The organism is Massilia sp. Masssp93 (assembly GCF_059491295.1).
In genome coordinates this window covers 1,143,596-1,167,018 of record NZ_CP168502.1, presented here as the reverse complement: position 1 = coordinate 1,167,018, position 23,423 = coordinate 1,143,596, and the positions used below count along the sequence as shown (strand labels likewise).

At 66.4% G+C, this 23,423-nt stretch carries 20 protein-coding genes; 15 read left to right on the top strand and 5 right to left on the bottom strand.

The genetic code is table 11. The features are described from left to right. Nucleotides 1-4: 4 nt before the first annotated feature. Complete coding sequence (locus ACEN9Q_RS05085; protein ID WP_495627578.1) at nt 5-1,789, top strand: chloride channel protein; 1,785 nt, start codon at nt 5-7, stop codon at nt 1,787-1,789. A gap of 105 nt (nt 1,790-1,894) precedes the next feature. Then, entirely contained in the window at nt 1,895-2,845 is a 951-nt protein-coding gene (locus ACEN9Q_RS05080) for an MBL fold metallo-hydrolase (protein WP_495627577.1), read from the top strand. Nucleotides 2,846-2,989: 144 nt separating this feature from the next. On the opposite strand, the gene ACEN9Q_RS05075 is transcribed toward ACEN9Q_RS05080, so the two are convergent. Both ACEN9Q_RS05075 and orn read right to left on the bottom strand, forming a co-directional pair. Then, nucleotides 2,990-5,491 (bottom strand): hybrid sensor histidine kinase/response regulator, encoded by a 2,502-nt coding sequence (locus ACEN9Q_RS05075; protein WP_495627576.1) that lies wholly within the window; start codon nt 5,489-5,491, stop codon nt 2,990-2,992. 87 nt (nt 5,492-5,578) lie between these two features. Next, nucleotides 5,579-6,157, bottom strand: coding sequence for an oligoribonuclease (gene orn / locus ACEN9Q_RS05070; RefSeq protein ID WP_056447469.1), 579 nt, complete (start codon nt 6,155-6,157; stop codon nt 5,579-5,581). 149 nt (nt 6,158-6,306) lie between these two features. Between orn and ACEN9Q_RS05065 the strand changes: the two genes are divergently transcribed. The 6 genes from ACEN9Q_RS05065 to ACEN9Q_RS05040 all read left to right on the top strand — a co-directional run bounded on the left by ACEN9Q_RS05065 (nt 6,307) and on the right by ACEN9Q_RS05040 (nt 11,801). Beyond that, nucleotides 6,307-7,572: a M48 family metallopeptidase gene (locus ACEN9Q_RS05065; protein ID WP_495627575.1), complete on the top strand. Its 1,266-nt coding sequence runs from the start codon at nt 6,307-6,309 to the stop codon at nt 7,570-7,572. After that, entirely contained in the window at nt 7,569-7,913 is a 345-nt protein-coding gene (locus tag ACEN9Q_RS05060) for a 4a-hydroxytetrahydrobiopterin dehydratase (RefSeq protein ID WP_495627574.1), read from the top strand. The genes ACEN9Q_RS05065 and ACEN9Q_RS05060 overlap by 4 nt, the downstream gene beginning before the upstream one ends. Next, nucleotides 7,910-8,818 (top strand): ribosome small subunit-dependent GTPase A, encoded by a 909-nt coding sequence (rsgA, locus tag ACEN9Q_RS05055; RefSeq protein ID WP_056447462.1) that lies wholly within the window; start codon nt 7,910-7,912, stop codon nt 8,816-8,818. Before ACEN9Q_RS05060 ends, rsgA begins: the two co-directional genes overlap by 4 nt. Before the next feature lie 90 nt (nt 8,819-8,908). After that, a complete protein-coding gene (gene argF / locus ACEN9Q_RS05050) occupies nt 8,909-9,844 on the top strand; it encodes an ornithine carbamoyltransferase (RefSeq protein WP_495627573.1) in 936 nt (311 codons plus the stop codon). Nucleotides 9,845-9,927: 83 nt separating this feature from the next. Next, the gene (locus ACEN9Q_RS05045) at nt 9,928-11,160 is read left to right on the top strand and encodes an argininosuccinate synthase (protein WP_056447459.1); all 1,233 of its coding nucleotides are present in this window, start codon (nt 9,928-9,930) and stop codon (nt 11,158-11,160) included. Nucleotides 11,161-11,294: 134 nt separating this feature from the next. Beyond that, nucleotides 11,295-11,801: a TlpA family protein disulfide reductase gene (locus tag ACEN9Q_RS05040; RefSeq protein ID WP_495627572.1), complete on the top strand. Its 507-nt coding sequence runs from the start codon at nt 11,295-11,297 to the stop codon at nt 11,799-11,801. A gap of 25 nt (nt 11,802-11,826) precedes the next feature. On the opposite strand, the gene murB is transcribed toward ACEN9Q_RS05040, so the two are convergent. Further along, entirely contained in the window at nt 11,827-12,852 is a 1,026-nt protein-coding gene (gene murB / locus ACEN9Q_RS05035; protein ID WP_495627571.1) for a UDP-N-acetylmuramate dehydrogenase, read from the bottom strand. 97 nt (nt 12,853-12,949) lie between these two features. Between murB and ACEN9Q_RS05030 the strand changes: the two genes are divergently transcribed. The 3 genes from ACEN9Q_RS05030 to ACEN9Q_RS05020 all read left to right on the top strand — a co-directional run bounded on the left by ACEN9Q_RS05030 (nt 12,950) and on the right by ACEN9Q_RS05020 (nt 17,332). Continuing rightward, nucleotides 12,950-13,435 carry a YajQ family cyclic di-GMP-binding protein gene (locus ACEN9Q_RS05030; protein WP_056447454.1) on the top strand — a complete coding sequence of 162 codons (486 nt, stop codon included), beginning with the start codon at nt 12,950-12,952 and terminating at the stop codon, nt 13,433-13,435. Between the two features lie 166 nt (nt 13,436-13,601). Continuing rightward, a complete protein-coding gene (locus tag ACEN9Q_RS05025; RefSeq protein ID WP_056447453.1) occupies nt 13,602-14,867 on the top strand; it encodes a nitronate monooxygenase in 1,266 nt (421 codons plus the stop codon). 71 nt (nt 14,868-14,938) lie between these two features. Continuing rightward, nucleotides 14,939-17,332 (top strand): putative bifunctional diguanylate cyclase/phosphodiesterase, encoded by a 2,394-nt coding sequence (locus ACEN9Q_RS05020; RefSeq protein WP_495627570.1) that lies wholly within the window; start codon nt 14,939-14,941, stop codon nt 17,330-17,332. 122 nt (nt 17,333-17,454) lie between these two features. On the opposite strand, the gene ACEN9Q_RS05015 is transcribed toward ACEN9Q_RS05020, so the two are convergent. Together ACEN9Q_RS05015 and ACEN9Q_RS05010 are read right to left on the bottom strand one after the other, a co-directional pair. After that, nucleotides 17,455-18,393 (bottom strand): exopolyphosphatase, encoded by a 939-nt coding sequence (locus ACEN9Q_RS05015; RefSeq protein WP_495627569.1) that lies wholly within the window; start codon nt 18,391-18,393, stop codon nt 17,455-17,457. A gap of 287 nt (nt 18,394-18,680) precedes the next feature. After that, nucleotides 18,681-19,244, bottom strand: coding sequence for a hypothetical protein (locus ACEN9Q_RS05010; protein WP_495627568.1), 564 nt, complete (start codon nt 19,242-19,244; stop codon nt 18,681-18,683). Between ACEN9Q_RS05010 and ACEN9Q_RS05005 the strand changes: the two genes are divergently transcribed. The 4 genes from ACEN9Q_RS05005 (at nt 19,215) to ACEN9Q_RS04990 (ending at nt 23,403) form a co-directional block, all read left to right on the top strand. After that, complete coding sequence (locus tag ACEN9Q_RS05005) at nt 19,215-20,090, top strand: sensor histidine kinase (protein ID WP_495627567.1); 876 nt, start codon at nt 19,215-19,217, stop codon at nt 20,088-20,090. The genes ACEN9Q_RS05010 and ACEN9Q_RS05005 overlap by 30 nt on opposite strands. 78 nt (nt 20,091-20,168) lie before the next feature. Then, nucleotides 20,169-20,948, top strand: a complete 780-nt coding sequence (locus ACEN9Q_RS05000) for a LytR/AlgR family response regulator transcription factor (RefSeq protein WP_056447447.1) — start codon at nt 20,169-20,171, stop codon at nt 20,946-20,948. A 102-nt stretch (nt 20,949-21,050) separates the two neighbouring features. After that, on the top strand, nt 21,051-22,211 hold the full coding sequence (locus ACEN9Q_RS04995; protein ID WP_082548249.1) for a PAS domain-containing sensor histidine kinase: 1,161 nt from the start codon (nt 21,051-21,053) through the stop codon (nt 22,209-22,211). A 157-nt stretch (nt 22,212-22,368) separates the two neighbouring features. Beyond that, entirely contained in the window at nt 22,369-23,403 is a 1,035-nt protein-coding gene (locus ACEN9Q_RS04990) for a porin (protein ID WP_056447445.1), read from the top strand. Nucleotides 23,404-23,423 lie beyond the last annotated feature (20 nt).

Genomic DNA, 23,423 nt, shown 5'->3' with positions numbered 1-23,423 from the left:
CAATATGAAACCTGCCACGCATCCTTCCCCCCCGCGGCGCGATTTTTCAGGCGATGCCAACCTGTTGCGCATGACCGTCCTCGCCGCCCTCATCGGCGCACTCAGCACGGGCGCGGCGCACGTCCTGCTGGGACTGATCCGCTTTTTCACCGACCTGTTCTTCTACGGTAAGTTCTCGTTTGACGACATGTCGCCGGCCAACAATACGCTGGGCCTGTGGGTGATCGCCGTTCCCGTGATCGGCGGCCTCATCATCGGCCTGATCGCCCGCTACGGCAGCGAGGCGATCCGCGGCCACGGCATTCCCGAAGCGATCGAGGCGATCCTGTTCAAGCGCAGCGCCATGTCGCCCAAGGTCGCCGTGCTGAAGCCGCTGTCGTCCGGCATCGCGATCGGCAGCGGCGGCCCGTTCGGCGCCGAGGGCCCGATCATCATGACGGGCGGCGCGATCGGCTCGCTGATCGCCCAGCACTTCCACCTGACGGGCGGCGAGCGCAAGTCGCTGCTCGTGGCGGGCGCCGTGGCCGGCATGACGGCCGTGTTCGGCACGCCGGTGGCGGCCGTGCTGATGGCCGTCGAACTGCTGCTGTTCGAACTGCGTCCGCGCAGCCTGCTGCCGGTGGCGACGGCGTGCGCCGTGGCCGGCTTCCTGCGTCCGCTCGTGATCGGCGCCGGCGCGCTGTTCCCGCTGCAGACCGCGGCCGTGAGTCCCGTCGCCCTCGGCTCCTGCCTGGTGGCCGGCCTCGCGTGCGGCGCGCTGGCCTGGCTGATGTCGACGGCGCTGTACCGCGTCGAGGACGGCTTCCACCGCCTCCCGATCCACTGGATGTGGTGGCCGGCGCTGGGCGGCCTCGTCGTCGGCATCGGCGGCTACTTCCAGCCGCGCGCGCTGGGCGTCGGCTATGACGTCATCGGCGACCTGCTGCACAATCACCTGGCAGCGAGCGTCATCGTCGGCCTGCTGGCCGTGAAACTCGTCATCTGGCTGATCGCGCTCGGCTCCGGCACGTCCGGCGGCGTGCTGGCCCCGCTGCTGATGCTGGGCGCCGGCCTCGGCGCCGTGCTCGGCCCCTACCTGCCGGGCGCCGATCCCGCGCTGTGGCCGCTCGTGTTCATGGCCGCGACCCTGGGCGGCATGATGCGCGCGCCCGTGATGGCCGTCGTGTTCGCGTTCGAACTCACGCACGACGCCAACGCCGTGCTGCCGCTGCTGGCCGCGTCCGCCGTCGCCTACGGCTTCACGGTGCTGACGATGGGCCGCTCGATCCTGACCGAAAAGATCGCCCGCCGCGGCCACCACATCTACCGCGAATACGGCATCGACCCGCTCGAACGCCACAGCGTGGCCGAGGTAATGAGCACGGAAGTCCACCACATCGACGCCAACGCCACCATCGGCGACGTGCTGGCCACGCATTTCGGCGCGGCCCAGAAGCACCGCGGTTATCCGGTCACCCGCGGCGGCCTCGTCGTCGGCATGGTCGAACGCGACACGCTGAACGACCACGCGCCGTCGATGCTCGTCGGCGACCTGTTCGGCGTCAATCCGCCGCTCGTCGCGCTGCCCGGCGAGACGTGCCGCGCCGTCGCCACCCGCCTCGCCGTGCACGGCATCGAGCGCCTGCCGGTCGTGGCGCAGGCCAGCCACGCGCAACTGCTGGGCGTCGTCAGCCGCAGCGACCTGATCAAGGCGACGGCCACGCTGCACGAGGAAGAGCACAACCGCAGCGTCCTGCGCACGCTGCCGCTGACGCGCCGCGGCGGCGCGCAGAACGAAACAGCGGACTGAGCAAAGGCAAACCGGGAGCGCGGAGGGCAGGCAGGGCCGAGCGAGTTACTGAACAATCATGTACGATAAGCAACCCGCGTTCGCGCGTTTATCGAGGATAAGAACATGATCAAGCCGCTCAAGCACACCCTGCTCGCCGCCGCCCTCGCCGCGGCCGCCTTTACCGCCCAGGCCGCCGCACCGATGGTCAAGACCCCGGCCCCCGGTTTCTACCGCGTGATGGTGGGCGACATCGAAATCACCCCGATCAGCGACGGCACCTTCGACCTGCCGATGGACCAGTACATGCGCGAGAAGCCCGAGGTGACGCGCGCCGTGCTGGCGAAGAACTTCCTCAAGTTGCCGGTCGAAACCTCCGACAACGCCTTCCTGATCAACACCGGCAGCAAGCTGGTGCTCGTCGACACGGGCGCCGGCACCCTGTTCGGCCCGACCGTCGGCAAGTTCGTCAACAACCTCAAGGCGGCCGGCTACAAGCCGGAGCAGATCGACGAGATCTACATCACCCACATGCACGGCGACCACGTCGGCGGCCTCGTCAGCAACGGCCAGCGCGTGTTCCCGAACGCGACCGTGCGCGCAGGCAAGCCCGACGCCGACTACTGGCTGAGCGAAGCCAACATGAACAAGGCCCCGGCCGACAAGAAAGACTTCTTCAAGGGCGCGATGGCGTCGATCAACCCGTACATCAAGGCCGGCAAGTTCAAGGCCATCGAGGCGGACGGCGAACTGGTCCCGGGCGTGTCCGCCATGGCAGAGCACGGCCACACCCCGGGCCACACGGCCTACGCGGTGGAAAGCCACGGCCAGAAGCTCGTGCTGATCGGCGACCTGATCCACCTGGCGGCCGTCCAGTTCGATAACCCGCAGGTGACCATCGCGTTCGACAGCGACGAGAAGGCGGCCTATGCGTCGCGCAAGAAAGTGTTCGACGAGGCCGCGAAGAATGGCTGGCTGATCGGCGGGGCGCACCTGCAGTTCCCGGGGCTCGGGCACCTGGCCACGCAGGGTAAGGGGTATCGCTGGATTCCCGTCAACTATACCCAGATGCGTTAACACCCGGATGCGTTAAAAAACCGATCGTCGTTCCCGCGGAGGCGGGAACCCAAGATTGTGCGCGTCGCCACGAACTTGGGCCCCCGCCTGCGCGGGGGCGACGGCCAAGGCGCGGGGCGACGGCGACCTGCGCGGAGCCGGCGGCTACGCTTGCTCCGCCTCGATCCCCGCCAGCAGCGCCGCCAGCTCGTCCATGTCGACGGGCTTCACGAGGTGATGGTCGAAGCCGGCCTCGAACGCCGCGCGGCGGTCCTGTTCCTGGCCGTAGCCCGTGACGGCCACCAGCACGATGGCGCCCGTCTGGGCGTCGGCGCGCAGGCGGCGCGCGAGTTCGTTGCCGTCCATGTCCGGCAGGCCGATGTCGAGCAGCGCCACATCCGGCCGCTGCTGGCGCGCCCGCTCGAGCGCGCGGTGCGACTCGTGTTCGACGTCGACCAGGTAGCCGCACGCTTCCAGCAGCATGCCCAGCGTGGCCGCGGCGTCGACGTTGTCGTCGACGACGAGCAGGCGCAGCGGACGCCGCGCGTCTCCCGTCCCCGCTTGCGCACCGGGCGCACCGGACACGGCGGCGGCCGGCGCGGCGCGCGGCGCGGATTCCATCAACGGCAGCGCCACCTCGAAGGTACTGCCCTGCCCCAGGCCGGCACTCGTGCACGCGACGGTGCCGCCGTGCAGCTCGACGAGATTCTTGACGAGGGCCAGGCCGAGGCCCAGGCCGCCCTGGGCGCGATCGACCGAACGCTGCGCCTGCGTGAACAGGTCGAACACATGCCCCGTCAGTTCCGGCTCCATGCCGATGCCCTCGTCGCGCACCGTCAGCAGCAGCCGGCCGCGGGCGCGGGCGACGACCGCCGCCACCTTGATGCGCCGGCCTTCCGGCGTGTACTTGGCCGCGTTGTTGAGCAGGTTGGCCAGCACCTGCACGAGGCGCGCCTTGTCGCCCAGCACCATGGCATCCGGCTCGGCGATGTCGACGGCGAGGTGCTGGCGGCGCGTCTCGAACATGGGACGCACCTGCTCGATTGCCTCGTCGACGATGGTGCGGGCGGCAACCGGCGCGCGCGCCAGCGTCACGAGCCCGCGCGTGACGCGCGAGACGTCGAGCAGGTCGTCCACGAGGCTCGTCATGTGGCGCACCTGGCGGCCGATGATGGCGCTGCTCTGGCGCACCCGGTTCTCGTCCAGCCGGCCGATGCGCAGCAGGTCGGCGGCGGCGCTGATCGGCGCCAGCGGATTGCGCAGTTCGTGCGCCAGCATCGCGAGGAACTCGTCCTTGCGGCTGTCGGCCGCGCGCAGCTTGTCCTCGGCCGCCTTGCGCTCGGTGACGTCGCGGAAGAACGAGACGAGCCCGCCGTCGGCCGTCGGATAGGCGCGCACCTCGCACCAGATCTCGACGCCGTCCGCCGTGCGCTGGCGGTACTCCGCCGTGCCGGCCACGCGGTCGCGCATCACGCGGCGGTACATGCGCCCGGCCTCGCTGTCGATCGCTTCCGGCCAGACGTCCCAATGGTTGCGCCCGATGATGTCGCCGGCGTCCATGCGGGCGATGCGCAGGCCGGCCGGATTCATCTGCAGGACGGTCCAGCTGCGGTCGAGCAGCAGGAAGCCTTCCGCGATGGTGTCGAGGATCGTGCGGCTGCGGTCGCGCTCTTCGCGCAGCGTCGTCTGCGCGCGCGCCAGGTCGACGGCCGCCCGGATGCGCTCGGCCGTGCCGCGCGCCAGCGCGACCTCGGCGTCGGTCCAGGCATGCGGCCGGTCCAGGCCGAGCACGAGGAAGGCCTGCAGGCGCCCGTCCCGGCGCAGCGGCACGGCCAGGCAGGCGTGGATGTCCAGCGCGAGATACGTGCCCTGGCGCGTGGCCGCGCGCGGGTCGGTGCGGACGTCGGTCAGCAGCACGGTCTCGCCGGTGCGTCCGGCACGCCCGAGTTCCGGGCCGAACGCGTCGATGGCGAACGTGTGGCCGGCCACGGCCGCGAGGCCGGGACGGTGCCAGTCGCGCGCCACGGACAGGGTGCCCAGGTTGTCGTCGACCTCGCCGTACAGCACGCGCGCCATGCCCAGCTCCAGGCCCAGCAGGGTGCAGCCCGTGCGGATGGCGTCGTCGGCACTGGCCAGCGGGCGCAGCGCGTCCGCCACCGCCAGTTCGAACGCGGCGCGGCGCTCGGCCTGCACGCGGCCGGTCGTCTCGATGACGGTGCAATACAGGCCGGCCACGCGGCCGTTGCCGTCGTGCAGCGGCGAGTACGAAAACGTGAACCAGGTCTGCTCGCGAAAGCCCTTGCGCTCCATCGTGAGCGGCAGGTCTTCGAAATACGCGGATTTGTTGGACAGCGCGCGGTCGACGATCGGCACGAGGTCGGGCCAGATCTCGGACCACGCCTGCTGGAACGGCGCGTCGAACGCGGCCGGGTGCTTGTCGCCGAGGATGGGGACGTAGGCGTCGTTGTACAGGAAGCGCAGGTCGGGTCCCCAGGCGACGAACATCGGGAACGCGGAGCTGACGGCCATCGACACGGCGGTGGCCAGTTCGGGCGGCCAGCCTTCCGGCGGGCCGAGCGGCGACGTGGTCCAGTCGTGCTCCCGCAGGAGACGCCGGACTTCGCTCTCTCCGCCGAGGCCGGCGGTGGTACGCAGAATGTCAGCCATGGACAATTCTCGCATACCTTGCGGCGGGGCCCATGCACGATTGCAACTTCGTGTCCGAGCCCACCAAGCCGCTTTACAGTTTGCGCATCACAGCTTGATGAAATGCTCGCGGTAGTAGCGCAGTTCCTCGATGGACTCGATGATGTCGGCCAGCGCCGTGTGCTTCTGCGCCTTCTTGAAGCCCGAGGCCAGTTCCGGCTTCCAACGGCGGCACAATTCCTTGAGCGTCGAGACGTCCAGGTTGCGGTAGTGGAAGAAGGCTTCCAGCTTCGGCATGCCGCGCGCCATGAAACGGCGGTCCTGGCAGATCGAATTGCCGCACATCGGCGACTTGTTCGCCGGCACCCACTGCCTCAAGAAGGCGATCAATTGCTCCTCGGCCTGGGCTTCGGTGATCGTCGACGCCTTGACGCGGTCGATCAGGCCCGAGCGGCCGTGCGTGCCCTTGTTCCAGTTGTCCATCTTGTCCAGCGTCGCGTCGCTCTGGTGCACGGCGATCACGGGACCTTCGGCCAGCACGTTCAGGTTGGCGTCCGTGACGACGGCGGCCACTTCGATGATGCGGTCGTTGTCGGGATCGAGGCCGGTCATTTCCATGTCGATCCAGACCAGGTTGAATTCGTTCGGGCGTGGGGTGGATACTTCGGTAGGGGTGGCTTGTGACATAATTCTCTCTTCGCTTAAAAGCTTTTAATCAGCGGGGTCAGAGTTTAATTTGGCGAGGTCAGAGCACAACCGTGAAAACCGTGCTCCGACCCCGCTGATCAAAATTCGTGCTCTGGCCCCGAAAAATAGGATTTTCTCACAGGCACCGCATGCTTTCATCCGCGTTTTCGGTTTTGTTCGTCGTCTTTCTCCTGCTGACCCTCGGCCTGCGTTATTGGCTGGCCCGCCGGCACATCCGTCACGTGCTGCGGCACCGCAGCCAGGTGCCGGCCGAATTCGCCGAAAGGATTCCCCTCTCCGCGCACCAGAAAGCGGCCGACTACACGATCGCCAAGACCCGCTTCGGTCTCGCCTCCGCCCTGTGGAACACGCTCGTGCTGACCGGTTTTACGTTGCTGGGCGGGCTGCAGGCCCTGTCGACGGCGCTGCTGCATGTGGCCGGTCCCGGCATGGTGTACCAGATCCTCTTGATCGTCGCGTTCGCCGTGGTCTCCGGTGCGCTCGACCTGCCGTTCTCGTACTACCGCCAGTTCGTGCTGGAGGAGCGCTTCGGCTTCAACAAGATGACGCTCGGGCTGTGGATCGCCGACGCCGTCAAGGGCGCGCTGGTCGGCGCCGCCATCGGCCTGCCGCTGCTGTGGGTCGTCCTGACCCTGATGGACAGGACGGGCGCGCTGTGGTGGCTGTACGCCTGGCTCGTGTGGAGCGGCTTCCAGCTGTTGATGATGGTGCTGTACCCGACCGTCATCGCGCCGCTGTTCAACAAGTTCACGCCGCTCACGGACGACAAGCTGAAGGACCGCATCGAGGGCCTGATGACGCGCGTCGGCTTCGCCGCGAAGGGCCTGTTCGTGATGGACGGCAGCAAGCGCTCCGCCCACGGCAACGCCTATTTTTCCGGCTTCGGCGCGAATAAACGCATCGTCTTCTTCGACACGCTGCTGGCGCGCCTGGCCCCGGCCGAGATCGAAGCCGTGCTGGCGCACGAACTGGGCCACTTCAAGCTCAAGCACATCGTCAAGCGCATCGCCGTGCTGTTCGCGCTGTCGCTCGCCTTCCTCGCCCTGCTGGGCTGGCTGAAGACGCAGGTGTGGTTCTACACGGGCCTGGGCGTGATGCCGCTGCTGGGCCAGTCGAACGACGCGATGGCGCTGCTGCTGTTCGCGCTCGTGCTCCCGGTGTTCACCTTCCCGTTCTCGCCGCTCACGTCGATCACGTCGCGCAAGCACGAGTTCGAAGCGGACGCCTTCGCCGCGAGCCACAGCGATGCGCGCGACCTCGTCTCCGCCCTCGTCAAGATGTACGAGGACAATGCGTCCACGCTGACGCCGGACCCGATCCACTCCGCGTTCTACGATTCGCATCCGCCGGCCTCCGTGCGCATCCGCCAACTGCGCCTGGCGGGGGCCGCATGAAGCTCGCTGACCGCCACTGCGTGCACGATGCCGCCGCCCTGGACGATGCGACGATCCGGTCCTTGCTGCTTGAGGTGCCGGACTGGCGCGTAGAGTCGAACGTAAGCGGCACGTGCCTCGCGCGCGAATTCGTGTTCCGCGACTTTCACGAGACGATGGAATTCGTGAACGCCCTCGCCTTCATGATCCACCGCGAAGACCATCACCCGATTCTGACCGTCGGCTACCGCCGCTGCACCGCGGCGTGGACGACGCATTCGGCCGGCAACCGCCTGTCCGACAACGATTTCATCTGCGCGGCCAGGGCCGACGCACTGTACGCGGAACGGGCCGGCGCATGACCAAACCGAACAAGGCAAATGAGTTGACGGGCACGATCGTCGCCGCCCACGGCCGGCATTATCTGGCGGACGTCGACGGCGAATTCCTCCAGTGCGTCACGCGCGGCAAGAAGACCAACATCGCGGTGGGCGACATCGTGCACCTGAAGCGCACGTCGGCCGACCAGGCCGTCATCGAAAAGATCGCCGAGCGCACCACCTTGCTGTACCGCTCCGACCAGTACAAATCCAAGCTGCTGGCGGCGAACATCACCCGGCTGTTCATCGTCATCGCGACGGAGCCCGGCTTTGCCGACGACCTCATCTCGCGCGCCCTCGTCGCCTGCGAGGCGGCGGGCGTGGACGCCCACCTCATCCTGAACAAGGTCGACCTCGAGCCGAACCTCGCCCGCGCGCGCGAACGCGCGAGCCTGTACACGAACCTCGGCTATCCGCTGCACGAGGTGTCGGCCAAGACGCATCCCGAAGACACCGTCGCGACGCTCACACCGCTGCTGCAGGGCCAGTCGTCGATCCTGATCGGGCAGTCGGGCATGGGCAAGTCGTCGATCGTGAACCTGCTGGTGCCGGACGCCGACATCGCCGTACGCGAAATCTCGGAAGCGCTGGACACCGGCAAGCACACGACGACCTTCACGCGCCTGTACAAGTTGCCGGCCGGCGGCACGCTGATCGACTCGCCAGGCTTCCAGGAGTTCGGCCTGTACCACCTGACGGAAGGCATGCTGGAACGCGCGTTCGTCGAGTTCAAGCCCTACCTCGGCGGCTGCAAATACTACAACTGCCGCCACCTGGCCGAACCGCAGTGCGCGGTGCTGCAAGCCGTCGCGGACGGCAAGATCGCGAAGCTGCGCCACGAGCTGTACGCGCAGCTGTTGCACGAGTCGGCGCAGACGTTGTACTGACAACTTTTCCGCTTGGCGCCGAATGCAATTTCCCGGAAAGCAAGCAAAAACGCTTATAATCCAAGAGATTATCGTATCTCAGGCACAAAAATGGCTGGCACGACTCCCACCAACATCAAGCACTTCCTGCAGTTCTCCGACTTCACCCGCGACGAATTCGAGTACCTGATCGAGCGCGCGACCGTCATCAAGCGCAAGTTCAAGAACTACGAGATCTACCACCCGCTCGTCGACCGCACGCTGGTCATGGTGTTCGAAAAGAATTCCACGCGCACGCGCCTGTCGTTCGAGGCCGGCATGCACCAGCTGGGCGGCGCCGCCATCTACTTGAACACGCGCGACAGCCAGCTGGGACGCGGCGAGCCCGTCGAGGACGCCGGCCAGGTCATGTCGCGCATGTGCGACATCATCATGGTGCGCACGTTCGGCCAGGACATCATCGAGCGCTTCGCTGCGCACTCGCGCGTGCCGGTGATCAACGGCCTGACCAACGAACACCATCCTTGCCAGGTGCTGGCCGACATCTTCACGTACTACGAACACCGCGGCTCCATCGTCGGCAAGACCGTGGCCTGGATCGGCGACGCCAACAACATGCTGTATTCCTGGCTGCAGGCGGCCGAGGTATTCGGCTTCCACCTGAACGTGTCGACGCCGAAGGGCTACGACATCGATCCGGCACTGGTCGCCACGAACAACTACACCTTCTTCGAGAACCCATCCGACGCCTGCGCCGGCGCGCACCTCGTGAACACGGACGTGTGGACGAGCATGGGCTACGAAAAGGAAAACGCCGAGCGCCTGAAAGCGTTCGACGGCTTCATCGTCGACGAAGCGAAGATGGCGCGCGCCAGCGGCGACGCCCTGTTCATGCACTGCCTGCCCGCGCACCGCGGCGAGGAAGTGGCGGCCGGCGTCATCGACGGTCCGCAGTCCGTCGTCTGGGACGAGGCCGAGAACCGCTTGCACGTGCAGAAGGCGCTGATCGAATACCTGCTGCTGGGCCGCATCGAAGACAAACACTGACACCACCCTTGAGCCTGATCGTCGGCCCGCTGAGGGCCGGCTGACCATCATCCCCCTCCACATCTGACACCACTGGAACTTCCATGAGCGACATTAAAAAAGTAGTCCTCGCCTACTCGGGCGGCCTCGATACCTCCGTCATCCTCAAATGGCTGCAGGATAACTACCAATGCGAAATCGTCACCTTCACCGCCGACCTGGGCCAGGGTGAAGAGCTGGAACCGGCGCGCGCCAAGGCGCTGAAGTTCGGCATCAAGCCGGAAAACATCTACATCGACGACGTGCGCGAAGAATTCGTGCGCGACTTCGTGTTCCCGATGTTCCGCGCCAACACCGTGTACGAAGGCGAATACCTGCTGGGCACGTCGATCGCGCGTCCGCTGATCGCCAAGCGCCTCATTGAAATCGCGAACGAAACCGGCGCCGACGCCGTGTCGCACGGCGCGACCGGCAAGGGCAACGACCAGGTCCGCTTCGAGCTGGGCGCCTATGCGCTGAAACCGGACGTCAAGATCATCGCCCCGTGGCGCGAGTGGGACCTGCTGTCGCGCGAAAAACTGCTGAAGTACGCGGAAGACGCCGGCATCGACATCGACATGAAGCACAAGAACGGCGGTGCGCCGTACTCGATGGACGCCAACCTGCTGCACATCTCGTTCGAAGGCCGCCACCTGGAAAATCCGAGTGCGGAAGCCGAGGAATCGATGTGGCGCTGGACCGTGTCGCCGGAAGCGGCGCCGGACCAGGCCGAGTACCTGGACATCGAGTTCGAGCACGGCGACATCGTCGCCCTGAACGGCAAGCCGATGACCCCGGCCGCCGTGCTGACCGAGCTGAACCGCCTCGGCGGCAAGCACGGCATCGGCCGCCTGGACCTGGTGGAAAACCGCTACGTCGGCATGAAGTCGCGCGGCTGCTACGAAACCCCGGGCGGCACGATCATGCTGCGCGCGCACCGCGCCATCGAATCGATCACGCTGGACCGCGAAGTGGCGCACCTGAAGGACGACCTGATGCCACGCTACGCATCGCTGATCTATAACGGCTACTGGTGGGCACCGGAACGCGTCGCGCTGCAGACGCTGATCGACCACACGCAGAAGAGCGTGAACGGCTGGGTGCGCGTCAAGCTGTACAAGGGCAACGTGATCGTCGTCGCGCGCGATTCGAAGACCGATTCGCTGTTCGACCAGACCATCGCCACCTTCGACGAAGACGGCGGCGCCTACAACCAGGCGGATGCGGGCGGCTTCATCAAGCTGAACGCGCTGCGCATGCGCATCGCGGCGAACGCGCGCAAGAAGCGCGGCCAGTAACACGGCATTGGCCCGACAAAGCCGCCGGCCCGCGAGGGCCGGCGGCTTTTTTTCGTTGCGGACCTCGACAACGCCGTGGACCGCCGGCCCATCCGCGCATTACACTCAAGTTTCCTGATCACAAAGAAAAACAAATGCGCCCTCTCTCCCTTCTTGCGCGCGCCTGCGCCGCCCTGCTGTTCTCCGTATCGGCACTCGCGACGGCCGCGATGCCCGCCGCCGGCGACGTGGCGCCCGACGACCTCGGCATAACGCTCAAGGGTGCGCCGGTGCACCTGAAGGATTACGAGGGCAAGGCCGTCGTCGTTTCGTTCTGGGCCAGCTGGTGCCCTTACTGCCTCAAGGAATTGCCGATCCTGTACAACATCCAGAAGGCAGCCAAGGGCCGGCTCCAGGTCGTGGCCGTCAACACGGAGAACGAGGATACCTTCCGCGAGCTCGCGCGCGCCATGCGCACGCTGGAGATCGGCATGTCCTACGACCCCGAAGGCAAGGCGCGGCAGGCGTTCGGCGTGAACGGCATCCCGCACATGGCGATCATCGGCCGGGACGGCAAGATCGTCGAGGTGTTTCGTGGTTACGACGAATCGAGCCTGAAGCAGATCGTTGCCGCCATCAACCGGGCGATCGGGGCCAGATAGGCGCCGGAGGCGGGCCCCGGGCGCTTCAGACCAGCACGGGCTCCGGCTCCAGCCGCACGCCGAAGCGGGCCTCGACGTCGTCCTGGATGGCGCGTGCGAGCGCCATGAGCTCGGCCCCGGTCGCGCCGCCGTTGTTGACGAGCACGAGCGCCTGTTTCGGATAGACGCCCGCGCGGCCGAGGTTCCTGCCCTTCCAGCCGCAGCGGTCGATCAGCCAGCCGGCCGCCAGTTTTTCGCTGCCGTCCGGCTGGGCGTGGTGCACGAGGTCCGGCCACGTGGCCAGCAGGCGCGCGCAATGGTCGCGCGCGACGACCGGGTTCTTGAAGAAACTGCCGGCGTTGCCGATCTCGGCCGGATCGGGCAGCTTGCGCCGGCGGATCGCGATGACGGCGTCGGCCACCTGGCGCGGCGTCGGCGCGTCGACGCCCTGCACCGCCTGCGCCAGTTCCGCGTAGCGCACGTTGGGCGTCCACGCGCGCGGGAGCGCGAAGGTCACGTCCAGCACGACGAGCGCGCTGCCTTCCGCATGCTTGAACACGCTGTCGCGGTAGCCGAAGCGGCAGGCGGCCGCGTCCATCGTCCGCGTCGTGCCGGCGGCGAAATCGAACACGGTGACGGCGTGGAAACTGTCCTTGACTTCGGCCCCGTACGCGCCGATGTTCTGGATCGGCGAGGCGCCGACCGTCCCCGGGATCAGCGCCATGTTCTCCAGGCCGCCGAGACCCTGCTCCAGCGTCCATTCCACGAAGCCATGCCAGTTTTCGCCGGCGCTGGCGCGCACGAGGACGGCGTCCGCCGTCTCCCCGACGATCTCCTTGCCGGCCAGCGCCATGTGCAGCACGAGGGCGTCGACCTCGTCGTGCGCGATCAGCAGGTTGCTGCCGCCGCCGAGCACGAGGCGCGGCAGGGCGGCCAGCGCGGGGTCGGCCGCGACGAGCGCCAGCTGGGCCGGATCCGTCACGCGCAGGTAGCGCCTGGCCCGCGCGGGAATGCGGAAGGTGTTGAAGGCGTCGAGGGGGACGTCGAACGATAAAGGCAGGTCGGCTGGCATGGCTGAGGCAGGAAGTGTTTGGCGCATTATAGTGGCGCGCGCGTTGTTGGTTACAATAACGCCATTCATCACTGTGCAAGACAAAGGAAAAAACACAATGCCATCGTTTGATGTGGTCTGCGAAGCAGACATGGTCGAAGTCAAGAACGCCATCGAGCAATCCAACAAGGAAATCGGCACCCGCTTCGACTTCAAGGGCAGCTCGGCCAAGGTCGAGCAGAAGGAGCGCGAGATCACCGTGTTCGGCGATTCCGACTTCCAGCTCGGCCAGGTGCGCGACGTGCTGTTGAATAAGATGACGAAGCGTAAGGTCGACGTGCGCTTCCTCGACGAAGGCAAGATCGAGAAGATCGGCGGCGACAAGGTCAAGCAGGTGCTCAAGGTGCGCAACGGCATCGAGACGGAAGACGCGAAGAAGATCACCAAGCTCATCAAGGAAAGCAAGATGAAGGTGCAGGCGTCGATCCAGGGCGAGACCGTGCGCGTGACGGGCAAGGACCGCGACACGCTGCAGGAAGCCATCGCCCTGCTGCGCAAGGACGTCAAGGACCTGCCGCTGGAATTCAACAACTTCCGCGACTGACCGCCGCCTCCGCGGGGCCGCACGACCGTGCGGCAAATGGTGCTCTCGGGCGACCCCGCGTGGGGTAGAATGCGGGGTGCGCGAACACGCCGTCCGCGGCGTTGCCATATAAACAAAGATAACAAGATCGTCCAGGGTCGAGGCCCCCGGTAGTTTAAGGATAGCAATGAAACGTGTTGATGATTTCCGCCTGCGTTTGGGCAGCAAGGAATACGTGCCCATCATGATCGGCGGAATGGGCGTGGACATTTCCACGTCGGAATTGGCGCTGGAAGCTGCGCGGCTGGGCGGTATCGGCCACATTTCCGATGCGATGGTGCCGGACGTGTCGGACCGCAAGTTCGACACCAGCTTCGTCAAGGAAAAGACCAAGCTCTACAAGTTCAACATCAACAATATGGACAAGTCGGTCGTCCAGTTCGACCTCGAACGGCTGGCCGAAGCGACCCGCCTGCACGTGGGCGCGACGATGGCGGCGAAGAAAGGCGATGGCCTGATCTTCGTGAACTGCATGGAAAAGCTGACGATGAATGCGCCGAAGGAAACGCTGCGCACGCGTCTGTCGGCGGCGCTCGACGCAGGCATCGACGGCATCACGATGTCGGCCGGCCTGCACCTGGGCTCGTTCGAACTCATCAAGGACCATCCGCGCTTCCGCGACGCCAAGCTGGGCATCATCGTCTCGTCCGTCCGCGCGCTGCAACTGTTCCTCCGCAAGGTCTCGCGCCTGAACCGCAACCCGGACTACATCATCGTCGAAGGCCCGCTGGCCGGCGGCCACCTCGGCTTCGGCATGGAAGACTGGAAGGACTACGACCTGCACACGATCATGGACGAGATCCATGCCTACCTGAAGGCCGAGCAGCTCGACATTCCCCTGATCGCGGCCGGCGGCATCTTCACCGGCAGCGACGCCGTGTCGTTCCTGGAAAAAGGCGCGGGCGGCGTGCAGGTCGCGACGCGCTTCACGGTCACCCGCGAATGCGGCCTGCCGGACACGGTCAAGCAGGAATACTTCCGCGCCAGCGAGGACGACATCATCGTCAACGGCGTCTCGCCGACGGGCTATCCGATGCGCATGCTCAAGCAGACGCCGGCGATCGGCTCGGGCATCCGCCCCGGCTGCGAATCGTATGGCTACCTGCTGGACGCAACGGGCAATTGCGCCTACATCAATTCGTACAACCGCGAAGTGCAGGCCAATCCGGGGCAGAAGAACGTGCAGGTGTTCGACAAGACCTGCCTGTGCACCCACATGCGCAACTTCAATTGCTGGACGTGCGGCGCGACGACGTACCGCCTGAAGGACACGACGCACAAGCTGTCCGACGGCACCTACCAGATCCTGTCCGCCGAACACGTGTTCAAGGATTACCAGTTCAGCGTGGACAACCAGGTGGCACTGCCGCCGCGCCAGGAAGCGGCGGCCTGACGGGCTGACACGGAACGGAAGTCCCGTTCGCATGGTCCAATGCAGATCATTCGCGAAACCGGGAGCGCCGCATGTCAGATGCCGAACCGCCCAGCCGCTGCGTCTTCCTCACCGACGGGACCGGCACCATCCAGGCCTGGAACGATGCCTGTCTCGCGCTGTTCGGCGTCCCGGCCGACCAGGTCCTCGGCCGCCCCATCACGACCTTGTTCACACCGGCCGGGCGCGACGTCTGGAGCGCGGGCTGGAGCGCCGTCGCGGGCCACGCCGAAGGGGCCGAACTGCACGTCGACCTCCACTGCGCGAACGGCCGCGTGCTGGAAGGCACGCTGACCCTCGCGCCCCAGTTCGACGGCACCGGCAAGCCGCAAGGCTGCGCCGTCGCCGTGGCCACCGGCCGCGAACGGGGCGGGACGGAAGCGGACCGGGTGGCGCGCACGCCGCTGTCCGCCATCGTCGACATGTTCCCCGGCACGTTTTACGCGATCAACCGCGACGGCCGCTTCGTGCTCTGGAACCATAACCTCGAGCGGGTCACCGAACTGTCCCCCGACGAGCTGGGCGCCACGCGCGCGCTGGACCTGATCGACCTGGGAGAACGCCCGACCGTGTCCGCGGCCATCGACAGGATCTTCGCGACCGGTGAAGAAGCCAGGCTGGAGGTCGACTACGTCTCCAGGAGCGGCCGCGACGTTCCCATGGTGCTGTGCGGCGCGCGGGTGCGCTGCGACGGCGGCGAATACCTGCTCGGCATGGGCGTGGACATCACCGAACGGCGCGCGCGCGAACAGCAGTTGCGCCTGCGCGAACGCGCCCTGCACGCGGCCAGCAACGGCATCGTGATCACCCGGCTGGACGGCGGCCAGAGCGTCATCGAATACGTGAACCCGGCCTTCGAGCGCATCACGGGCTACCCGGCGGCGGAGATCATGGGCACGGACCCGCGCTTCATGGCCGCGCCCGGCATGGACCTCGGCGAACGCGCCCAGCTGCGCGAGGCGATCGCGGCGCGCGTGGGCGCGAAGGTCGTGCTGCGCAACCTGCGCAAGAACGGCGAAGTGTTCTGGAACGACCTGAGCATCACGCCCGTGCAGGACGACCACAGCGTCGTCACCCACTACATCGGCGTCATCACGGACGTCACCGCCACCATGCTGCGCACGGCGCACCTGGAACACGAGGTCAACCACGACGCGCTGACGGGCCTGGCCAACCGCAACCTGCTGTGGGACCGGCTCGAACAGGCGCTGCACCTGGCCCAGCGCCACAAGTCACTGGTGGCCACCGTGCTGATCGACCTCGACAGCTTCAAGGCCATCAACGACACGTTCGGCCACGAGGCGGGCGACGTCGTGCTCAAGGTCGTGGCGCGCCGCCTGCAGGCCTCCGTGCGCGACAGCGACACGGTGGCGCGCATGTCCGGCGACGAGTTCGTGCTGATCCTCGCCAACCAGCCGTCGCTGCGCTTCACGCTGCGCATGGTCGACCGCCTGCGCCAGAGCTTCGCGATTCCCGTCGCGTTCAACAACCGCGAAATCCCCGTGGGCGCCAGCGTCGGCGTGTCGCTGTACCCGCACGACGGCAACACCGCGGCGGAGCTCGTGCGCGCGGCCGACCTCGCCATGTACCACGGCAAGGGCAGCGGCCACAACGATGTCCATTTCTTCTCGGCCGACATGAAATCGACCACGGAGGCCAAGCACCGCATCGAACTGGCCCTGCGCGACGCGCTCGACAACGACGAGCTGTTCCTGCTGTACCAGCCGCGCGTGACCGTGAACGGCAACCGGGTCGCGGGCTTCGAGGCGCTGCTGCGCTGGCGCCATCCCGACCAGGGCGTGCTGCCCCCTGCCCGCTTCCTCGCCGAAGCCGAGGAGAGCGGCGTGATCGTCCCCATCGGCCAGCGCGTGCTCGACCATGCCTGCGCCTTCGCCGCCCAGCTGCGCGCGGCGGGGTTCGAGGACGTGCCCGTCACCGTCAACGTCTCGCACCGCGAGTACTGCCAGCCCGGCTTCCTCGCCTGCCTGGCCGACCGCCTGACACGCCACCGGCTGCCGCCGCACAGCCTGCAGCTCGACCTGCGCATCGACGGGCTGATCCGCAATCCCACCCTGGGGCGGGAGTTGGCCGACCAATTGCATACGCTGGGCGTGGACCTGTCCGTCGACGGCTTCGGTGCCGGCCTCTGCGACCTCGGCTACCTGCAGCAGCTGGCGGCCAGCCAGGTCAAGCTGGCGTCGGCCACGATCCACGCGCTGATGGACGGCGGCCAGGCCGTGGCCAAGAGCCTGATCGACATCGGGCACAACCTGAACATGTCCGTGGTGGCCGAGGCCGTGGAAACACGGCCCCAGCTGGAATTCCTGGAATCGCATGGCTGCGACCAGTTCCAGGGCGTCTGGTTCAGCGGCCCGCTGGCGGCGGAAGCGGCGCAGCGGATGCTGGAAGAGCAGCTGCCGGCATGACGTCCGCGTGGGCACATTTCAATTGAGGCCCGCGGCCTCGAATGCCCACCCGACGACTGCGACCAGTCCGCGTGGGCGGCCGTAGGGTGGGCGACCTTCGCCCACCAGGTGGGTCCGCAGCCTTATCCTTCGCTGGTGATCCGCTTGATCAACGCGCCGAGCACGTCCTCCGCCATGTCGTTCGACACCTGGCACGTGCCCGCATTCTCGTGCCCGCCGCCGCCGTATTCCAGCATCAGGGCGCCGATATTCGTCTTCGACGTGCGGTTGAGAATCGACTTGCCCGTCGCGAACACGGTGTTCTGGTTCTTGAGGCCCCACAGCACGTGGATCGAGATATTCGTTTCCGGGAACAGCGCATAGATGATGAACCGGTTGCCCGCATAGATCACGGGCTCTTCGCGCAGGTCGAGGACGACGAGGTTGCCGTGGACGCGGGCGCAGCGGCGGATCTGCGCCTTGCACTGTTCGCTGTGCTCGAAATACAGCCGGGTACGCTCCTGCACGTCGGGCAGCTGCATGATCTGGTCGATGCCGTGGTTGCGGCAGTAATCGATCAAGTCCATCATCAGCTGGTAGTTCGAGATGCGGAAGTCGTGGAAGCGGCCCAGCCCCGTGCGCGCGTCCATCAGGAAATTCAGCAGGTTCCAGCCCGTCGGATCGAGCACTTCCTCGCGCGTGAAACGGGCCGCGTCGCCCTTGTCGACGGCGTCCATCATGTCGCGCCAGGCCGCCGGGAAGGCGCGCGTGGCGCCATAGTGGTCGTAGACGACGCGTGCGGCCGACGGCGCCTTCGGATCGATCACGTGGTTGTCGCGCTGGCCCGTGTTGCGGATCGTTTCCGACAGGTGATGGTCGAACGCCAGGTGTGCCCCGGCAACGTAAGGCAGGTTCGTCGTGATGTCGCGCGCGCTGATGGCAATTTTGCCATCCTGCATGTCTTTCGGGTGGACGAACAGGATCTCGTTGATCAGGTCCAGGTGCTTGAGGAGGACGGCGCAGACGAGGCCGTCGAAATCGCTGCGGGTAACGAGACGGTAACGCTGAAGAACGGCAGACATCGGCAAACCCCTTTCATGTCGCAAATGACGGATGGGCTGGCGCAGCCAGGACGTCGTGCATCATACCGCGCAAAATTGTCAATTAACAGTTTTTCTATACGTCATCACGGCGTCATGAACCTGTGCATTCCAGGACCCGAAACGTGCAGGCTGTCGCAAACAGGTGGTATCGCGCGCGTCCAACAACTAAAGTTGCAACATCCCAACAGTGGTCGCCCACTGTGCCAGCGGTTACACTCGGCGCACCTTTTGATAAAGATCAGCTTCATGCAAACACGGCGTTCTACTCAGCAAGCCTTCTCGAACACCCTGTCGGTGCTGTACCGTGTCTTCGATGCGGTCGCCACGTGGGTGACGCAACTCTCGTGGTGGAAATTTTTCCTGTTCGCCGCGCTGATGCTGGTTTCAGGCAAGATTCTCCAGGATGAATTGTTCTCCGGCAGCGACGAAGAGATCGCGCTCACGAACCACAAGCAGCGCGCGCCCGAGCCGACCGTGACGATCGACGACAGCGGCATCCACATCAATCCCGGCAAGAACAGCCGGCGCGGCACGATCACGATCAATCCCGAAGTCGAGGCCGCCAAGGCGGAAGCGGCGGCGAAGGCGGCGGCCGCCGCCCGTGCCGCGGCCGACGGCAAGAGCGAGGACGCGCAGGCCAGGGCCGATGAAGCAGCTGCCGCCGCGGAAAAAGCGGCCGATGCGGCAGACCGGGCGGCCGACAGCGTAGCGCCGGCGGAACCCGCCGTACCCGCGCCGCCGGCGCCCCCGCCCCGCCCGCGCCGGCCGCCGGCAAGGCCGGCCACCCGGTCGCGAAGACCGTGCGCGGCGCGAACGGCGAGGAAGTCCACATCGACCTGCCGCCGCAAATCGGCGAGGAATTGTCGAATGCCATCGAGGCGGCCGTCGACGACGCGGCCGAGGCCAAGGCACGCAGCTACCACAAGCAGGCGTCGACCTGGTTCACGAGCTTCGTCTGGCTCCTCATCCTCGCCCTGTTCGGCACCAAGGCGCTCGTGGGCGGCAAGAAGCGCGCGGAGGCCGAGATGCAGTCCGCGACGGCCGCCGCCGAGCGCGAGTCGATGCAGCGCCAGCTGTCCGAGGCCAAGATGCAGGCCATGCAGGCGCAAGTCGAGCCGCACTTCCTGTTCAATACGCTGGCGTCCGTCGAGCACTTGATCGAAACCAATCCGCCGCGCGCGTCCGCCATGCAGCGCACCCTGATCCAGTACCTGCGCGCCGTGCTGCCGCAGATGCGCGACAACAACCTCGTGACGAACCTGGGGCGCGAAGTCGACATGGTCAAGTCCTACCTCGACCTGCTCAAGATGCGCATGGAAGAGCGCCTGACGGTGGAGCTGCACGTGCCGGAGGGCCTGCGCAGCGCCGCGTTTCCGCCGATGATGCTGCAATCGATGGTCGAGAACGCGATCAAGCACGGCCTCGAATGCAAGCCCGAGGGCGGGCACCTGGCGGTCTCGGCGGAAGTGGTCGACAGCAGGCTGCGCGTGACGGTCGCCGACGACGGCGTGGGCTTCGGCGTCGTGCCCAGCAAGGGGACCGGCCTGGGCCTGTCGAACATCCGCGAACGCCTGAAACTGCTGCATGGCGACGGCGGCCAGCTGCACATCGCGGCCAACAGCCCGAGCGGCGTGATCGCGACCATCGAAGTGCCGTACCAGCTTGCACCCAAGTAATCATTCCGGGTATTGCTTGTACCGACAATTCGTTGAATAATCGACACTCCGCCACTCCGACACTGTCCCGACCCGACCATGCCTACCGCAATCATTGCCGATGACGAAAGACTGATGCGCGACCTGCTGCGCACCCGATTGTCCCAGGTGTGGCCCGACCTGCAGATCGTCGGCGAGGCGAAGAATGGCGACGAGGCCGTGCAACTGGTCGACGAGCTGCATCCCGACCTGACCTTCCTCGACATCCGCATGCCGGGCAAGACGGGCATGGAAGCGGCGCGCGACATCGGCGACGCCAGCCAGGTCGTGTTCGTCACCGCGTACGACCAGTACGCCGTCGAAGCGTTCGAGCGCGGCGCCGTCGACTACGTGCTGAAACCGCCCGAGCCGGAGCGCCTCAAGATCACCGTGGAGCGCCTCAAGGAACGCCTGGCGACGCCGGCGCAGGCCGCCAGCGCGTCCGTCCACGTCAGCGATACGGTCACGGCGATGCTGTCCCAGCTGGCCGAAAAGATCGCGGCGCCGAAACCGAAATACCTGCAATGGATCCAGGCCAGCATCGGCCAGGACCTGCGCATGATTCCCGTCGAGGACATCCTGTTCTTCCGTTCGGACGAAAAATATACCTGCGTCCAGACCGAGAAATTCGAGGCCCTGATCCGCAAGCCCGTGCGCGACCTGGCCGACGAGCTCGATCCGGCGCTGTTCTGGCAGATCCACCGCGCCACGCTCGTCAACGTCAACGCCATCGAAGGCGTCACGCGCGACATCCGCGGCCGCCACCTCGTGCTGATCAAGGGCCGCTCCGACAAGCTCGAAGTCAGCCGCAGCTTCCTGCACCTCTTCAAGCAGATGTAGGCACGCCGGCCCGATTGTCGGGCATCAAGCCGGACGTTTGCATGGCGGGTAAGGTAGATGCCGGACCCGCCCAGCGGGTCGTTTTCTATCCAGCATTCTCGAATGAAACGACCGCGCCGCCCCCGCGTTTCCGGCAGGTCCGCGGCCTGGTTCCTGACCGGGCTCGCGGCCGGCTGCTGGCTGGGAAGGCGCGCTCATGGGGAGCCCGACACCGTGCCGGCCAGCCGTCAGATCGTCAACCACGTCAGCGAAGCCATCATTTCCGCCGACCAGTCGAACACCATCGTCATGGCCAACCCGGCCGCGGCCGCGCTGTTCGGCACCAGCGTCGAGCAGATGGTGGGCAGCTCGCTGGGCCACTACATCGAAGGCCCCGCCGAGGCGGCGGGCTCCTCCACCGAACCCGTCGATTATTTCCGTCCCGGCAGCGGCCGCGCCGGCCGCCGCGCCACCGATTACACCGTCACGGGCGTGCGCGGCGACGGCGAGCGGTTTCCGATCGAGGGCTCGATCTCGCGCGCCAACGCCGGCGCGCCGTTTTATACGGTGGTCATGCGCGACGTCAGCGAACGCCGCCGCGTGCAGGAAAAGCTGAGCCGCTCGAACGACCAGCTGCGCCAGCTGTCCGCCGCCCTGCAGACCATCCGCGAAGAAGAACGCACCCACATCGCGCGCGAACTGCACGACGACCTCGGCCAGCTCCTCGCGTCGCTGCGCATGGACCTCACCCTGCTGCAACAGGCCGACGGCACGCCGGGCGACAGCCTGCGCCTGATGCACGGCATGGAAGACAACCTGCTCACCGCCATCACCTCGCTGCGCCGCATCGCCACCAACCTGCGCCCGCGCGCGCTCGACGAAGGCGGCCTGTATTTCGCCCTGCAGGGCCTGCGCGACGATTTCGTCGAACGCTACGCCATTCCCACCACCCTGCTGGCGGACGAGTCCGAGCTGCGCCTGGACGACGCGGCCAGCACCGCCATCTTCCGCATCGTGCAGGAGGCGCTGACGAACATCGCACGGCATGCGGAAGCGACGCGCGTCATGATGAACCTGTTCCGGCTGAACAGCGACCTGCTCATCACGATCCGCGACGATGGCCGCGGCATCCGCCCGGAAGACATGGAGAAGGCGGAATCCCTCGGCCTGATCGGCATGCGCGAGCGGGTCTGGGCCATGAAGGGCGAGATCACGATCGGCGCCGACGAACCGCAAGGGACGCGCATCGACATCGTGCTGCCGCTGCACGACCATCTCGTGTAACGACGCCGTCACATATTGATGACATCGCAAGTGTGGTAACGCTACAACATTTCACTGTGTCATCAAATCGACATATCGCTTCGATAAGATTCGTGCCGATCAAGCAAGTGATAACGACATCGCTTGAGTCGAACGACATCTTATTGGAGAAACCTGAATGCAAGTCAAACGCCTGGCCGCCGCCTCGGTTGCTACCCTGATCGCCGCTGCCCCGCTGTTCGCAAAAGCCCAGACCAACGTGACGCTGTACGGCGTCGTCGACGCCGCCGTCGAATCCGCCGATTCCGGCGGTCCGGAAGGCCGCCAGACCCGCGTCCAGTCGGGCGACCTGTCGGGCAGCCGTTTCGGCTTCCGCGGCACGGAAGACCTGGGCAACGGCCTCAAGGCCATCTTCAACCTGGAAGCGGGCGTCGCGGTCGACACCGGCGCGCAAGACTCGGCCGGCCTGTTCCAGCGCCGCGCCGTCGTCGGCCTGGAAGGCGCGTTCGGCACCGTGACGCTGGGCCGCGAATACTCGCCGATCGCCGCCGTCGCCGGCGCGACCGACGAATTCGGCCAGGGCTTCTATGGCAGCAACCTGTCGGGCTTCGGTTCGGGCCGCGTGACCCGCCGCCTGGCCAACTCGGTCAACTACAAGAGCGCCTCGTTCAACGGCTTCGACCTGCTGGCCGCCTACTCGGCCGGCGAAAAGGGCACCGGCCCGTCGGGCGACCTGAAGGGTATCGGCGCCGAATACAAGCTGGGCGACCTGTACCTGGGCGCCGCCTACCAGACGTACAAGCGCGTGTCGTCGGGCGACGACAAGGAATACGGTGCCGGCGTCGCGTACAAGTTCGCGGAAGTCGGCGGCCTGGAGATCAAGGCCAACTACCTGTCGGCCGATCCGGACGGCGCGAACAACAAGTTCAAGCAGTACAACCTGGGCGCCGGCTATCCGTTCGGCCCGAGCAAGGTCTATGTGAACGTGCAGCAGAACAAGCTGGAAAACGGCGCCAAGGGCAATGCCTGGGCACTGGCCTACAGCTACTCGCTGTCGAAGCGTACGAACCTGTACGCGTCGTACGCCAGCCTGAACAACAACGGCCTGGCCACGTTCGGCCTGAACTCGGGTTCGAACAGCCTCGCACCGGCCGCGACGTCGCTGGGTGCCGATCCGTCGGTGTTCACCGTGGGCATGCGCCACACGTTCTAAGCACGCCGCCATCCGCGTGG